The sequence below is a fragment of the Thalassobacillus sp. B23F22_16 genome (assembly GCF_043496955.1).
In the GTDB taxonomy this organism is placed as follows: Bacteria; Bacillota; Bacilli; order Bacillales; family Halobacillaceae; genus Thalassobacillus; species Thalassobacillus devorans_A.
This window is the reverse complement of the sequence record NZ_JBIEKD010000011.1, coordinates 29180-44685: the sequence shown is the minus strand read 5'-3', so window position 1 is coordinate 44685 and position 15506 is coordinate 29180. Positions and strand designations below refer to the sequence as shown.

Annotated in this window: 11 protein-coding genes; 10 read left to right on the top strand and 1 reads right to left on the bottom strand. The window is 46.2% G+C overall.

Going from position 1 to position 15506, the window contains the following annotated elements:
- The first annotated feature begins 746 nt into the window (after positions 1 to 746).
- From ACGTNI_RS10365 to ACGTNI_RS10335, 7 genes are all read left to right on the top strand, one after another.
- A complete protein-coding gene (locus ACGTNI_RS10365; protein WP_394462143.1) occupies positions 747 to 1961 on the top strand; it encodes an MFS transporter in 1215 nt (404 codons plus the stop codon).
- A 125-nt stretch (positions 1962 to 2086) separates the two neighbouring features.
- Positions 2087 to 3238, top strand: a complete 1152-nt coding sequence (locus tag ACGTNI_RS10360) for a CapA family protein (protein ID WP_394462141.1) — start codon at positions 2087 to 2089, stop codon at positions 3236 to 3238.
- Positions 3239 to 3425: 187 nt separating this feature from the next.
- A complete protein-coding gene (locus ACGTNI_RS10355; protein ID WP_394462139.1) occupies positions 3426 to 7106 on the top strand; it encodes a nitrate reductase subunit alpha in 3681 nt (1226 codons plus the stop codon).
- Entirely contained in the window at positions 7096 to 8643 is a 1548-nt protein-coding gene (narH, locus tag ACGTNI_RS10350) for a nitrate reductase subunit beta (protein WP_394462138.1), read from the top strand. Before ACGTNI_RS10355 ends, narH begins: the two co-directional genes overlap by 11 nt.
- Positions 8630 to 9166 carry a nitrate reductase molybdenum cofactor assembly chaperone gene (gene narJ / locus ACGTNI_RS10345; protein ID WP_394462136.1) on the top strand — a complete coding sequence of 179 codons (537 nt, stop codon included), beginning with the start codon at positions 8630 to 8632 and terminating at the stop codon, positions 9164 to 9166. Before narH ends, narJ begins: the two co-directional genes overlap by 14 nt.
- A 15-nt stretch (positions 9167 to 9181) precedes the next feature.
- Complete coding sequence (gene narI / locus ACGTNI_RS10340; protein WP_394462134.1) at positions 9182 to 9892, top strand: respiratory nitrate reductase subunit gamma; 711 nt, start codon at positions 9182 to 9184, stop codon at positions 9890 to 9892.
- 14 nt (positions 9893 to 9906) lie between these two features.
- On the top strand, positions 9907 to 10323 hold the full coding sequence (locus tag ACGTNI_RS10335) for a hemerythrin domain-containing protein (protein WP_394462132.1): 417 nt from the start codon (positions 9907 to 9909) through the stop codon (positions 10321 to 10323).
- A 45-nt stretch (positions 10324 to 10368) separates the two neighbouring features.
- Here ACGTNI_RS10335 and ACGTNI_RS10330 read toward each other — a convergent pair whose 3' ends face one another.
- Complete coding sequence (locus ACGTNI_RS10330) at positions 10369 to 11865, bottom strand: nitrate/nitrite transporter (protein ID WP_394462130.1); 1497 nt, start codon at positions 11863 to 11865, stop codon at positions 10369 to 10371.
- Positions 11866 to 12096: 231 nt separating this feature from the next.
- On the opposite strand from ACGTNI_RS10330, the gene trhO reads away from it, so the two are divergent.
- From trhO to ACGTNI_RS10315, 3 genes are all read left to right on the top strand, one after another.
- Positions 12097 to 13047, top strand: coding sequence for an oxygen-dependent tRNA uridine(34) hydroxylase TrhO (gene trhO, locus ACGTNI_RS10325; protein WP_085506420.1), 951 nt, complete (start codon positions 12097 to 12099; stop codon positions 13045 to 13047).
- 62 nt (positions 13048 to 13109) lie between these two features.
- A complete protein-coding gene (locus ACGTNI_RS10320; protein WP_085506421.1) occupies positions 13110 to 14525 on the top strand; it encodes an amidase in 1416 nt (471 codons plus the stop codon).
- A 76-nt stretch (positions 14526 to 14601) separates the two neighbouring features.
- The gene (locus ACGTNI_RS10315; protein ID WP_085506422.1) at positions 14602 to 15471 is read left to right on the top strand and encodes an SDR family oxidoreductase; all 870 of its coding nucleotides are present in this window, start codon (positions 14602 to 14604) and stop codon (positions 15469 to 15471) included.
- Positions 15472 to 15506 lie beyond the last annotated feature (35 nt).

Below are 15506 nucleotides of genomic sequence, written 5' to 3'. Positions count from 1 at the left end.
CTCCTCTATTAATCTTTCGTATCTTCTAAAAATTCTATATTACTAAATAGTAAATCAACTTTCGTAATGGTTCAAATGAATATTCAGATTATTTTATTGGTTATTGTTCCCTTTAACCCTTTAATGGAAGACTCAGTTTCGAGGCGTTAGGTAGTAATTATGGTGGCTGGGAAAACGGATCGCTTTCCGTGGGCATGTGGTGAGCTTCCTCAGGCTTCGCCTTGCGGGATCTCACCGCTCATGTCCACCCCACTGGAGTCTCACCGTTTTCCCAGCCACCATACGTTCGTTAGTTTCTCGAAACTTCGATCAGAAATAGAGTGTTTTGGAGCAGAAAATACGGTCAATTTACCATTGTAATAGGATTCTCATCACAAAATAGGGCCGGACTTTCCAAACACGATTTCGTGTATCTTATATGGCAAGGGGCGTGGGGGAAGGGTGAGACTCCCGCGGGAGAAGGAGCAAGGCAAGATCCCGCAGGGCAAAGCCCGAGGAAGCTTGCCAGGTCCCCCGCAGGAAAGCGAATCCTTCCCCAACGCCCCTATTCCTCAAACAATGTCTCGAAATCAAGTCTTCGACTTTTCGCTTTTATTGAATAAGCCTCTTGTCGTCTTCATTTACAGGAGTGTGCATTTTTCTTTCAACCAGGTGAAGAGTATGTTATAAGTTTAGAATGATGCAGTAATATTTAGGGTTACGAAATAGTTTGAAAGAAGTGATTCATTATCGTGGACCAGGAAAGTATGGCTAAACGAAATTTATTCATCATGTGGTTTGCTAACTTCTTTATTGCAGGAAGCATCACCATGGTTCTTCCGTTTATTTCTTTATATATCGACAGCTTTGGTAATTATTCTGACGCTTACGTCCAACAGTGGTCGGGCTGGGTATTTGGCGTCACATTCGTAACGGCATTTTTATTTGCGCCCATATGGGGCCGAATCGGTGATCGTTATGGCAGAAAGAAAATATTGATCATTTCTGCCGTTGGCCTGGGGGTGTCCGTCTTTTTGATGGGGTTTGCCGATTCTGTCTGGCCATTATTCTTCCTGCGCTTATTCATGGGGGTATTTACCGGATTCATTCCAATGTCACAAGCATTGATCGCCACCCAGACACCGAAGCATATTGCCGGTAAAGTTCTGGGCACACTGCAGACCGGCAGTATTACAGGGAGTTTGATGGGGCCTATGCTTGGGGGAGTGTTGGCTGACACATTCGGGTATTCCGCCACTTTTCAAGGGACTTCTATCACCGTCTTTCTATCTGCTTTTATCGTCATCTTTGGAATCAAAGAATTCAAGATTTACGATGAAAGCAGTGATAGTAAGACAAGCTATTCCCGGAAAGAGGTAATCGGACATATTTTACGGCACCCTGTGTTGCTAATGGTTATGCTCGTATCCTTGTTTGTCCAAATCGCCCATTTCAGCATCCAGCCGATTTTATCCTTGTATGTTGCGGAATTACATGGTCCTGCCAACCTTGCATTCTTTTCCGGCATTGCCTTTTCCGCTGCGGGACTTGGTAACCTGTTGATGGCGAGACGCTGGGGCAGCATTGCCGACAAGGTCGGTTATATTAAAATCTTGGTGTTCCTGTTATTTATGGCAGGGATTGTCTATCTTCCAGGTGCCTTTGTTACAAGTATCTGGCAGCTAGTCATCATCCGATTCCTGTTGGGGGCCTCCATCGGGGGAATCATTCCAGTCCGCACTGCTTACATTCGCCAGGAGGCTCCACTTGCCATGCAAGGAGAAGTACTCGGGTATAATACAAGCATTCGCTTCTTAGGGAATATGATTGGCCCCGCGCTTGGCGGGATGCTTTCCGGGTTCTTCGGGTTCTCTTCTGTCTTTTATGTCACCAGTGCCTTATTAGCAGCTTCTGGGTTCGTCATGTATTTGACGATGCAGCGAAATCCCCGAACAGCTAAACACCATGCTCATTCCATATAACAGCAAATCCCTCCTTTCTTGTCGAAGATTGGAGGGACTTGCTTTTATTTTTGTGAAAACGCTTTATACTATAGGTAAAAGGTCTTTCCAATTCCAACAATCTACTTATTAAAGGGGCACTTCATATGAAAAAAGTATTTTTGCTGGTAATGCTTTCGTTTGTTATGGGAGCATGTGCGCAGTCGCCCGACAAACAATTTTTCGCCAATGACTTAACCGCCAAACAGTCTGACGACCCTACTAAACAAGAATATCCTGTTAATCCTAAAATAACACTGGCTGCCATCGGTGATATTTTGATTCATGCCCCAGTCTATCGTGATGCCCAAACCGCTGATGGGTATGATTTCACGCCAATGTTCGAGAATACAGCGCCCTACTTGGAAGAAGCAACTATAGCCATAGCTAATCAGGAAACAATGATTGGCGGGGCTGATTTCGGTTTATCCGGCTATCCAGCCTTCAACAGTCCTACTGAAGTCGGAGATGCCCTAAAGGAAAGTGGAATCGATGTCGTTTCGATCGCCAATAATCATACTCTTGACCGAGGAGAACAAGCAATTAATAACTCTCTTTCCCATTGGGAGTCTATTGATATGATCTACACAGGAGCATACAAAAGCCAGAAAGATCAGAAGAAACTTCGCGTGATTCAGACAGAAGAAGGAATCGATGTTGCATTTTTAAGCTATACGTATGGAACCAATGGTATCCCTTTACCATCCGGAAAAAATTATCTCGTCAATTTGATTGACGAACAAAAAATTAAATCAGATATCACACGAGCGAATAAACAAGCGGATGCTGTCGTCGTCAGTGTGCATTTTGGCTCGGAATATGAGCGCATGCCCAATCGCGACCAGAAAGAATTAGCTCAAGTGATGGCTGATGCCGGGGCTCACGTGATTCTCGGCCACCATCCTCACGTCCTGCAGCCCATCGAAATGCTTGAAGGAAAAAAGGGAAATGATACCCTGGTAATCTATTCACTTGGAAATTTCATCTCTGCACAGGAAGAAATCCACCGCCGGATCGGCGGTATCCTGCAAGTAGAAATCGAATTAGATAGACACGATGATTCCATAGCTTTGAACAAGCCTTCCTTCGTCCCTACTATTGTAGATTATGAACCCTTCACTGACGGGCAAGCCGGTACAGATTTTCAAGTAATTCCCATGCACGAAACAAAAAGAGTACTCATACCTGACCAGGAGGAAACTTACAAAGAAATAAAAGACCATATGTCTCAATGGCTGCCTGAATTAGACTTACCTTAATCATGATAAATATCACATTTTCACTTACCCGAGCATAAAAATTGCTCGGTTTTTTTGTCGAATTTATAAAATATAGGTTAAAGTTAACCAAATATTGTGAAAATAAGAATGGAATCTGTTACCATAAATTTAATATCAATATTCTTCATGCATGTTTTACCCTTAAAAAATGTAAGGAGATGTGAAAATGCCTAGAAAAACTCCACCATTTTTACAGAAACTGAAGTACTTAGGTAAAACACAGCCAGAGACAGAACACAGCGAAATGTCCCCAAAGTCGCGCAGTAACACGGAAAATTATTATCGCAGCCGCTGGCAGCATGATAAAGTTGTCCGCTCGACACATGGTGTCAATTGTACCGGTTCATGCAGCTGGAAAATCCACGTCAAAGACGGAATCATTACCTGGGAAACCCAGCAAACGGATTATCCGACCACCGGACCGGATATGCCGGAATACGAGCCACGCGGATGCCCGCGGGGTGCAAGCTTCTCCTGGTATACATATAGCCCCCATCGGGTGCGCTATCCTTATATCCGAAGTAAACTGTTAGAAATCTGGCGAGATGCAGTTAAGAAAACCGATGACCCTGTCAAAGCGTGGGCTTCCATTGTTGAAAACACTGAATTATCCACGCAGTATAAACAGGCGCGCGGAAAAGGAGGATTCGTCCGGGCGGAATGGGATGAAGTAGAAACACTGATTTCCGCTCAGCTTATCCATACGATACAAACGTACGGACCGGACCGGATCTTTGGATTCTCTCCTATTCCTGCCATGTCAATGGTCAGTTATGCAGGCGGAGGCCGATTCCTCAACCTGATCGGCGGCGTCCTGTTAAGCTTCTATGACTGGTACGCTGACCTTCCGCCCGCTTCTCCACAAATATGGGGCGAACAAACCGATGTCCCGGAAAGCGCTGACTGGTACAATTCCAGTTATTTGCTTGTTTGGGGATCCAACCTTCCACAGACCCGCACCCCTGACTCCCACTTCATGGTGGAAGCCCGCTATAAAGGTACAAAAGTAGTCGCTGTCAGTCCGGATTATGCTGAATTCGTTAAGTTCGCCGACGATTGGCTCCCCGTCCAGGCTGGCATGGACAGTGCATTAGCGATGGCCATGACCCATGTCATTCTCCAGGAATTCTACATCGATAGACACGTTCCTTATTTTGATTTTTATGCAAAGACCTACACAGACCTTCCCTACTTAATCACATTAAAAAATACCAGGCACGGCTTAAAAGCGGACCGCTTCCTGCGTGCAAGCGACCTTTCCTTCACCACAGAAAAAGCAGAATGGAAAACAGTAGTCTATGACGAAGAGACCAAAGATTTTGCCATACCAAATGGTTCGATTGGACACCGCTGGGATGGTGAAAAGAATTGGAACCTGCTAAAGGCAGATAAAGTCAATAATGTTGACACAATCTCCCCTGCCCTATCCTTACAGGGCCACGAAAGTAAAATCGACCAGGTATGTGTCGCAGCGTTTGAGCAGGATGATAACCGCGTCTTCAAAGCTGACATACCTATGAAAGAAATCGAGACCACAGACGGCCCGGTTTATGTAACGACCGTCTTTGATCTGATGTGTGCCCAGACAGGGGTTAACAGAAGTCTGACGAAAGAAAATCCCGCCAATTATGACGAAGACCGGCCGTATACCCCAAAATGGCAGGAAAAGTATACAAGTGTCAGCCCCAAACTTGTCGCTCAGATCGCAAGGGAGTTCGCTCAGAACGCCATTGATAGTAAAGGGCGTTCGATGATTATCATGGGATCAGGGATTAACCATTGGTACCATTCTGATACGATCTACCGGGCGGTACTGAACCTTGTTTTGTTGACCGGTTCTCAGGGAGTCAATGGAGGCGGCTGGGCCCATTATGTCGGCCAGGAGAAGGTACGCCCGCTGGAAGGCTGGCAGACTGTTGCGATGGCCCGGGATTGGGGCGGACCGCCAAGGCTGCAAAATGGCACCTCTTTCTTTTATTTCGCTACCGAACAGTGGAAATATGACGAACAGAAAACACGCGATTTGGCTTCCCCATTGATTGATCAGCCAAAATATCAGAATTTAGCAGATTATAACGTACTGGCGGCACGGCTCGGTTGGCTGCCGTCTTACCCACAGTTCAATAAAAATGCTATCGCAATGTATGATGAAGCAAAATCACCAGAAGCCAATACCGAGCATTTAGTGGAGGCTGTGTCCAAAAAGGAGATGAACTTTTCCATCGAATCTCCGAATGATCCGGTCAATTTTCCAAAATCCATGTTTGTCTGGCGGGCGAATTTGATCGGCAGTTCCGCCAAAGGGCATGAATATTTCCTTAAGCATCTGCTGGGTACGCACGGTCATAACCTCAGTGAAGAAACAGAAGACCTGGAGGCAAAAGAACTGAACCTGGAGATTCCATCGGCGACCGGGAAACTGGATTTACTCGTCAATCTGGATTTCCGGATGTCAGGCACCGGCCTATACTCCGACATCGTCCTTCCGGCGGCCACCTGGTATGAGAAGCATGATTTAAGCTCGACGGATATGCACCCGTTCGTCCATCCGTTCAACCCGGCCATCACCCCTCCATGGGAAAGCCGGTCGGACTGGGATATTTTCAAAAAGCTTGCCAGGCGATTTTCTAATCTGGCTGCCCAGCATTTACCGGAAAAGGTATATGATACGGTCACTTCCCCGCTGCTGCATGATTCTACCGATGAAATTGCCCAGACATACGGGCACGTACCTGATTGGAAAACAGACGGCACCAAGCCGGTCCCTGGGGTTAACTTCCCTAAAATCCAGGTGGTTGAAAGGGAGTACTCTAAAGTCTATGACAAGTTCATTTCCCTTGGTCCGAAAATCAAACATTCTATTGGAGCCAAAGGAATGGCCTGGGATGCAAAGGAAGAGTATGCCAAACTTTTCGATATGCTTGGCCCATCGAAAAAATCGGCTTTCTATCAAGACTGTCCAAGCTTATATAACGATATTGATGTGGCCGAAACGATATTGACATTATCCAGTACCACCAACGGTTCTCTTGCAATGAAAGCCTGGAAGACACTCGAGGATAAAACAGGACAGGAATTAAGGCACCTTGCAGAAGAGCGCGCGGAGGAACATATCTCTTTCGCCGAAATTACAGCCCAGCCGCAAAAGGTCATCTCTTCGCCTGTCTATAGTGGAACGGAAACAGGCGGCAGGCGCTATTCTCCGTTTACCACGAACGTTGAACGGATGATACCGTGGCGGACATTGACCGGAAGGCAGCACTTCTATTTGGATCATGAAACGATGCTTGAGTTCGGGGAAGAACTTCCTACATTCAAGCCGCCATTAAAAAAGGCGTCATTTTATTCATCCGATAATAGACCGGCCGAGGGACAAAAAGAGATTACATTAAGATACCTGACCCCACACTTCAAGTGGTCGTACCACAGCACGTATGGTGATACGCTTCCGATGCTGACTTTGTTCCGCGGCGGCCCGCACGTCTGGCTGAACAACCTGGACGCGGATGAAGCAGGTATCAAGGATAATGACTGGCTCGAAATGTATAACCGGAATGGTGTCGTCGTAGCCAGGGCTGTCACGAGCCACCGGCTTCCTCGAGGGGTCGTGTTCATGTATCACGTTCAGGACCGTCTGATTAATGTGCCCGGTTCCAAAATTACGAAAGATCGCGGAGGTACCTTCAATAGCCCAACAAGAATCCACATCAAGCCGACGCAGATGATAGGCGGATACGCCCAATTAAGTTATGGTTTCAACTACTATGGTCCAACCGGCAACCAGCGGGATGAGCAAGTACAAATCCGCAGAATGGACCGAAGCGAGGTGGATTGGCTTGAAGATTAAAGCGCAATTTGGAATGGTCATGAATTTGGATAAATGTATCGGCTGCCACACCTGCAGCGTGACCTGTAACAATACCTGGACAAACAGACCAGGCGCCGAGTACATGTGGTGGAACAATGTCGAAACGAAACCCGGGATCGGTTATCCGAAGGAATGGGAGAATCAAGAGAAGAACAAAGGCGGCTGGGAAATGCGAAACGGAAAGCTTTCCCTGAAAGCCGGCGGGAAAGCGAACAAGCTTTTGAACCTTTTCTATAATCCTGACATGCTTGACCTAGATGAATATTACGAACCGTGGACATATGAATACGAGCACCTCGTTCATAGCCCCGAGAAAAATCATCAGCCGGTCGCACGTCCGAAGTCGCAGTTGACCGGTGAATATATGGACATTCTATGGGGACCGAACTGGGAGGATGACCTGGCAGGGGTTCACGAGACGGGTAAGCGAGACCCGAACATGCAAGGGGTCGATGAGAAAGTGAAGTTCGAATTCGAGCAGGCATTCATGATGTATCTGCCCCGGATTTGCGAACACTGCGTCAACCCATCCTGTGTCTCTTCCTGTCCATCAGGTGCCATGTATAAACGGGAAGAGGACGGCATTGTCCTCGTCGATCAGGATGCCTGCCGGAGCTGGCGGTTCTGCATGTCCGGCTGCCCGTATAAAAAAGTCTATTTCAACTGGCAGACCAATAAAGCGGAAAAGTGTACATTCTGTTTTCCGAAAATCGAAAACGGCGACCCGACCATCTGCTCGGAAACGTGTGTCGGAAGAATCCGTTATATCGGTATCGTCCTTTATGATGCCGACCGAGTCAAAGAAGCAGCTTCGGTTCCGAATGATCAGGATCTTTACGAAGCACAGCTCGATTTAATTTTGGATCCGAATGACCCGGAAGTGATCGCTCAAGCGAAAAAAGACGGCATTCCTGAAGACTGGATCGAAGCAGCTCAGGAATCCCCAGTATATAAGCTGGCCTGCGAGCAGAAAATCGCTCTTCCGCTCCATCCGGAATATCGTACCCTTCCAATGGTCTGGTACATTCCGCCGTTGAGCCCGATCGTCGATGCTTTCAATGGTCATTTCAATGACCTTGATCCATCTGTCGTTTTTCCGGCAATCGATCAATTCCGGATCCCAATCGAATATTTAGCCAACCTGATGACAGCAGGTGATACCGAGCTGGTAGCATCCGTACTTAAGAAACTGGTGGCCATGCGTACGTACATGCGGAGCGTCGACCTCGGCAAAGAACCCGATACCACGCTTATCGATGAAGTTGGAATCTCGGAACAAATGGCGCGTGATATGTATGAGCTTTCAGCCATTGCGAAATATGGCGACCGCTACGTTATTCCAAAAGCGCATCGCGAGCAGGCTGAAGACATGTTTGCCCATCAGGGCAGCGCAGGCTTCGATTTCATGGATGGGTGTGAATCATGCGCCATGAATGGGGAATGGAAAGATCCTTACGAATACAGTGAATCTTATTGGAGCGATGTGACAGGAGGTGCCAAAGATGGAAGACAGTAGACATATTCTGAAGCTGTGCTCCCTGTTCCTACGCTATCCGGAAGAAGAATGGTTCCGGAATGAAGAAGTCAGGCTTTTCATGGAAGGTTTATCCGAGGCGCCCCAAAGAGATAATCTGTTACGTTTCTGGGGTTATGTGGAGGATTCCTCCTGGCTTGAATTCAGCCAGAATTATGTGAAGCAGTTCGACTTCAGCAAAGATTGTTCCTTGTATCTTACTTATGGCGTTTTTGGCGATAAACGGGAACGTGGCCTCGGATTCGTCAAACTGAAGCTGGAATTCGCCAAAGCAGGCTATTTTATCAAAGATGATGAGCTGCCTGATTATTTCCCGTTAATTCTTGAATTTCTGGCAGAAGCCGAAGAAAGTTTTATCCAAAAGCTTTACTATATTCATAAAAAAGCGATCGATCAACTTTATGCACAATTGCGCGATCAGCGATCTCCATATGCATTTGTCGTAGCAGCCGCTTTGGAAACGCTGGATTCCATCGTCGCCCGTCGCGAAGCCAAAACGGTATGAAGGGATTGATATCAGTTGACGCCAGTCGATTTTTTACTATGGGTAGCCTATCCATACATTACCTTAACGATTTTTGTCGTTGGCCATATTTATCGGTACAACCATGATCAGTTCGGATGGTCCGCTCAATCCAGTCAGTTTTTAAAAACCGATCCCCTCCTGAAATGGGGAAGTATTCTATTTCATTATGGGGTAATCTTAGTATTTTTCGGCCATGTTGGCGGAATTCTCGTACCTCAAGGCTTTTACCCGATGATCGGGGTCACGGAAGAAATGTATCATTTCGGAGCTGTCTGGTTTGGTGGAGCGGCCGGTGCAGCGATGGTCATCGGCGGTGCGCTGCTTACGATTAGAAGGCTGCGCAATAAGCGCGTCAGCACTAATGGATCACGCAAGGATTTGTGGGTGCTTCTGCTGATTGGAATCGTCACGGTCGTTGGTTTTACCAATACGGCCTGGTATACGGCTACAGGAGGAGAATTCGATTACCGTGATACAATCGGGCCCTGGTTCCGGGGAATTTTAACATTCCGGCCGATGCCTGAAATGCTGGCTACTGCTCCTTGGGGCTTCCAGGCTCATGTGTTTGCCGCCTTCACTTTATTTGCCGTATGGCCGTTCACACGGCTCGTCCATGTATGGAGCCTGCCATTGGAATTTATCAAACGGAGATATATCATTTACCGGCGTGCCAACCCGAAACAAACAAACAAGAAAGCACAATAGAAAGGAAGATGAAGATGTCAGGACCTGCACTTCGTCAGCTGGACGCCCACCGCTCAATTCATGAAGCGGCTTATGGGCAAGTGAAGGATATGACAGACGTATTAAAGCGTTTATATCGCGAGGAGCGTTTGGAAGAAGCAAAGCAGGCGGAATTGATTTTGATTGAACATTGGCGTGATCATATTATCTCCCATGCGACATCGGAAGAAGAAGGACTATACCAGGATATCAAACAGGCCTATCCTGATATGGCTGACACCATCACGCAGTTGACCAGGGATCACGATTTATTAAGAAAAATACTAGCTCGTATCGAGGAAAGCCTATCGGCTGATCAGCAAGCCGAGGAACGTCTTATGATGTACGACAGCCTGCTTGTCGTAAACTGGCATCATAGCCGCGATGAAGAACACTACTTGCTTAATCTTTAAAATAACGGGATGCCGCTTGAGGCATCCCGTTTTATTGGTTCCACGTTATTCCTCCGGTGTGATTTCTGAAAACATTGCAACGTAGCCGGTAACGGGTTCATTTTTATTCCGGATGGGGCTAATCGTCAGCCATTCCAGGAACATCTCACCATTCTTCCGTTTATTCCATATCTCCCCTTTCCAATAACCTTCCTGTTCTATCTCCTGCCACATATCACGATAAAACTTTTCATCATGTTTTCCTGATTTGAGGATTTTTGGTGTGTTACCAATCGCCTGGTCTTCTTCAAACCCGGTAGTTTCCGTAAACGCCGGATTGACGTATTGTATCACCCCATCCTGATCGGTAATCATGATACCTTCTACTGTATTTTTCATAGCAGCGTGACTCATCTGCAGTTTGTCTGTAAAATACATCCAGATTACGATAATCAGACTTGCGAGGGCGAATTGTGACAATGCCATAAAGCCAATGGCATAATGGCCGGTCAACCCATACACAGCACTTAGGACGAGAGGTGGAAAGAAGCCGCCAAGTCCGCCGATAGCGGAAACAACTCCGTTGACAACCCCCGCCTGTTTGGAAAAATAAAATGGCACCAGTTTGAACACAAGTCCGTTCCCAATACCGGCGCACACGGCCACACTTAATACACCGACTGTGTAAAGCTCGATGGTTGGGGAAAAAGACAGCACCACGCCAGCCAGCGTCAATCCGGCGAATACTGCCATCAATAAGATGAATGAATTGAATTTATCTCCGAACCATCCCCCTACCGGCCGTAAAAAAGTTGCCAGCGCGATGAACCCTGCTGTTCTAAGCCCTGCATCTCCACTTGTCAGGCCGAAGTTCGATACTAAGAAGTTTGGAAGGTAGATGGTGAACGCCACAAAAGAACCAAAGGTGATAAAATAAAATAAGCTGAGAAACCACATTTTTTCATTATCGATGACTGATTTAATCTGAGGAATGATCGGAGCCTGCACTTTCTTTTCATGACGATCTCCAACCATAAAGTTAAGTAGAATGAAAAACAGAAGTAATCCTAAATAAAGACGGATAGTGCTTTGCCACCCGATTTGGGCAGCCAGAAAAGGCGCGGCAAAAGAGGTGACGGCAGTACCAACGTTCCCTACACCATAGACACCATTCACAAAGCCATGGCGCTTTTTCTCATAGTATTTCGGAAGTGACGTAACACCAATCGAGAACACCGCCCCACCCAGACCAAGCAAAAGACCGCCAATCACGAGATCCAGGAATGAATCAGCAATACTCAAGTAAAAGACCGGCAGCAATAAAATGATGAAACTGATGATGAATATCACTCTGGCTCCGAACTTATTCGCCCAGTAGCCAAGCGGTACCCGAAGTAAGGAGCCAAGGATGACTGGAATAGCTGTAGCTAATGCTACTTGATTGGCATTTAATGCGATATCTTCTTTGATGTATGGCATCAAAGAAGATATGATGACCCATACCATAAAGCCTGCAAATAAACTGAACGTCTGCAATCCTAATTGAATTCCCGGTTTTCTCATTCGCACACCCTTCCCAACGGAATATTTTTCCTCTAAGTGAATTATAACAAAGCAATCCTTTTAAATTCCATTTTTGACAAAAAATTCAGAAATTAAAAACGGTTTTCGTATGCCAAATTAAGGTTCTATTGATAAGGATATCTAGTTGAAATTTTTTCTAAAACTAGATATTATGTAGTGTGGCACAAAAATGTTATCACACTTGCAATGTGAAACAGGAGGAATAAATAAATGAGTACTAAAGACTACCGAGTATTGTTGTATTATCAATATGTCGACTTGCCGGAATATGAAGAATATGCCGCTGAGCATTTAACGTATTGTAAAGACCTGGGTCTGAAAGGCCGGATCATTGTTGCTCCTGAAGGAATCAACGGCACCGTATCCGGAACAGTAGAACAGACCAACGAATATATGGAACACATGCATGCTGATGAACGATTCAAAGATATGGTTTTTAAAATAGATGAAGTGGAAGGACATACCTTCAAGAAAATGCACGTACGTGCGAAATCTGAAGTTGTCAATTGGAGTATTGAAAATGATGACATCGATCCAAAAACCTTTACAGGAAAACGTCTGAAGCCTAAAGAGTTTTATGAAATGCTACAGGATGAAGATACGATCGTCATTGATGGCCGTAATGAATATGAATACCGCATCGGTCACTTCCGCAATGCAATTCAGCCGGAAGTAGAAACTTCCCGCGAGTTCCCTGAATGGATCGCTGAAAATGCAGATCAGTGGAAGGATAAAAAAGTCCTTACCTATTGTACGGGAGGCATCCGTTGCGAAAAGCTTACGGGCATCCTGATGAAAAACGGAGTGGAAGACGTTTACCAGCTCGATGGCGGCATCACCACTTACAGTAAAGATCCAGAAACAAAAGGGCGTTATTTTGATGGAAAAATGTATGTGTTTGATGAGCGGATTTCTGTCCCTGTCAACCATACCGAAGAAGATACCGTTATTGCGGAATGTGAACATTGTGGTAAAAAAGAAGACCGCATGATCAACTGCAGTAATCCGGTCTGCAACCGTCAGTATGTCTGCTGTGAAGAATGTGAAATCGAGCAGCATGCTGCCTGCACCACCGAATGCCGCGAACACCCGGAAAACCGCTGGGATGTTGACAAACAAAAACAAATCGACAAATATGATAAAATCCCAAACAAAAACTAAAACGACGTTGGTCTGTATTCAGGCCAACGTTTTTTCTTAACTTTTCAAGGAGGTTTTCAGCCATGTCAGATATAGCTTACCTGGATGCTACCGCACAGAAACAACTGATAGACGAAAAAGAAATTTCCCCCTATGAATTGACTAAGCATTACATAGAAAGAATTGAAGAACTCAACCCTAAATTGAATGCAGTGGTGCATACCATGTTTGATGAGGCGCTCGAACAGGCAAAACGGTATAAACCGGATAGCTCTTTATTTGGTGGTCTCCCTTTTCTTATCAAGGACTTGAATAATATCCAAGGCCATCCGACAACCTCTGGTTCGAAACTGATGGACGGATTCACAGCTGGAGAAGACGATATTTTTGTTGAACGTTATCGGGAAGCAGGATTGACTTTTCTCGGTAAAACCAATACACCTGAATTCGGCTTTTTACCCACAACGGAACCAGACCACCTGGGGGCAACCAAAAATCCATGGGCACTGGACAGATCCGCCGGTGGTTCCAGTGGAGGTGCAGCGGCAGCGGTGGCCTCAGGAATGGCTCCTTTCGCACACGGAAGTGATGGTGGCGGATCGATACGGATTCCTGCTTCTGCATGTGGGCTGTTCGGTTATAAACCATCCAGAGGTCAAGTACCCTACGGTATGTATATGAATAACTTCGGTGTCAACCATGCCCTGACCAAATCTGTCAGAGACAGTGCCGGACTGCTGGATATCATAAAAGGAGCCGGGCCAGGAGAAAGCTACCCTTCCCTTCCCGAGAGCACTCCCCTTCTTTCCAATATCGCTAAAGATCCTGGTAAGCTTAAGATAGCAGTGGATCCTGATTGGAGGGGGCGGGTCTCTATTTCTGAAGAGGCCAGGGAAGCGATCAACCATACCGTTCGTCTGCTAGAATCTCTGGGACACGAAATCGAATACCAGCCGTTGCCGTTTGACTTTGAAGCGTTCGCCAACCATTTTATTACGAGCTGGATTGTCGGCGGCTCCCTGTTGATCAAACATATGGCTGGGTTAGTAGATACTCAACCAACCGAAGAAAATCTGGAGTCGATTTCCTATCACGTCTACAATCTTGGATCCGAGCTTTCTGCCTCTGATTATGAAGAAGCAAGGGTCATGCTTATGCGGGAATCCCAAAAGATTCATAGGTTTCATGAACAATATGATATTCTTTTAACCCCAGTATTGAACGGATTGCCGGCAGTTCTTGATACGTTCTCTAATGGGGATGATGCAACTAAGGATATGATGTTTAACTTTACGGATATATGCAGTTTCACACCAATTGCGAATGTCACCGGCCAGCCTTCGATGAGCGTCCCTTTATATTGGACAGAAAAAGTACTTCCAGTAGGGGTTCAATTTACTGGAAGACTTGGCGAGGATGACCTGATGTTCCGACTGGCTGCCCAGCTGGAAGACGCACAATCCTGGCAGTACCATTACGAAAACTTAAACCAGTACTAAGAATTTTCCAATTTGTTTACTGTCATCCATCAGGTGGTAAAGTCCACTATCAACAAAATATAAGGAGGCAGTATTCATGAAACCGACAGATCGTCAAACCGAAGGACAACCAAAACAGGTACAGGACAGACAACCGGGATTTCGTGAAGAAATGGATCCCAAACCGATTGTAGAAGATGATGATTATAAAGGCAGCGGTAAGCTGAAGGATAAAGTAGCATTGATTACAGGCGGCGACAGCGGGATTGGACGCGCCGTAGCGATTGGGTACGCCAAAGAAGGCGCCCACCTTGCGATTGTCTACCTCGATGAACATGAAGATGCGAAAAGCCTGAAAGAACGAGTAGAGCAAGAAGGCGTTAAGTGCCTCTTGATCTCTGGGGATGCCGGCGAAGAGCAATTCGCCAAGGACGCCATTCAACAGACTCTCGATGAATTCGGAAAACTGAACATTCTGGTCAATAATGTTGCCGAACAGCATCCACAAGCCAGTCTGGAAGAAATCTCGACCGAGCAGATGGAGCGTACATTCAAGACCAACTTTTATTCTTACTGGCATTTTACAAGGGCAGCGGTCCCTCACTTGAAAGAAGGAGATGCCATCATTAATACGACTTCGATCAATGCCTACCGTGGAAACAAAGAGTTGATCGACTACACCGCTACAAAAGGGGCTGTCGTCGGCTTCACCCGTTCAATGGCCCAGGTATTGGTAGATAAAGGTATCCGTGTCAACATGGTAGCTCCAGGACCAATCTGGACACCACTGATTCCGTCCAGCTTTGATGAAGACAAAGTCGAAGTATTCGGTACTAACACACCAATGGATCGTCCTGGTCAGCCGGTCGAACATGTAGGCAGCTATGTACTGTTAGCTTCTGATGATTCATCTTATATGACTGGTCAATGCATTCACATCAATGGCGGCCATTGGATGAGCAGCTAAGATTAAAAAATGCCCTGGGAGAATCAAACATTCTC

What these genes read in the sequence shown, in the direction of transcription:
- ACGTNI_RS10365 (WP_394462143.1), top strand. Translation starts at nt 747, where the DNA reads ATGGCTAAACGAAATTTATTCATCATGTGGTTTGCTAACTTCTTTATT.
- ACGTNI_RS10360 (WP_394462141.1), top strand. Translation starts at nt 2,087, where the DNA reads ATGAAAAAAGTATTTTTGCTGGTAATGCTTTCGTTTGTTATGGGAGCA.
- ACGTNI_RS10355 (WP_394462139.1), top strand. Translation starts at nt 3,426, where the DNA reads ATGCCTAGAAAAACTCCACCATTTTTACAGAAACTGAAGTACTTAGGT.
- narJ (WP_394462136.1), top strand. Translation starts at nt 8,630, where the DNA reads ATGGAAGACAGTAGACATATTCTGAAGCTGTGCTCCCTGTTCCTACGC.
- ACGTNI_RS10335 (WP_394462132.1), top strand. Translation starts at nt 9,907, where the DNA reads ATGTCAGGACCTGCACTTCGTCAGCTGGACGCCCACCGCTCAATTCAT.
- ACGTNI_RS10330 (WP_394462130.1), bottom strand. Translation starts at nt 11,865, where the DNA reads ATGAGAAAACCGGGAATTCAATTAGGATTGCAGACGTTCAGTTTATTT.
- trhO (WP_085506420.1), top strand. Translation starts at nt 12,097, where the DNA reads ATGAGTACTAAAGACTACCGAGTATTGTTGTATTATCAATATGTCGAC.
- ACGTNI_RS10320 (WP_085506421.1), top strand. Translation starts at nt 13,110, where the DNA reads ATGTCAGATATAGCTTACCTGGATGCTACCGCACAGAAACAACTGATA.
- ACGTNI_RS10315 (WP_085506422.1), top strand. Translation starts at nt 14,602, where the DNA reads ATGAAACCGACAGATCGTCAAACCGAAGGACAACCAAAACAGGTACAG.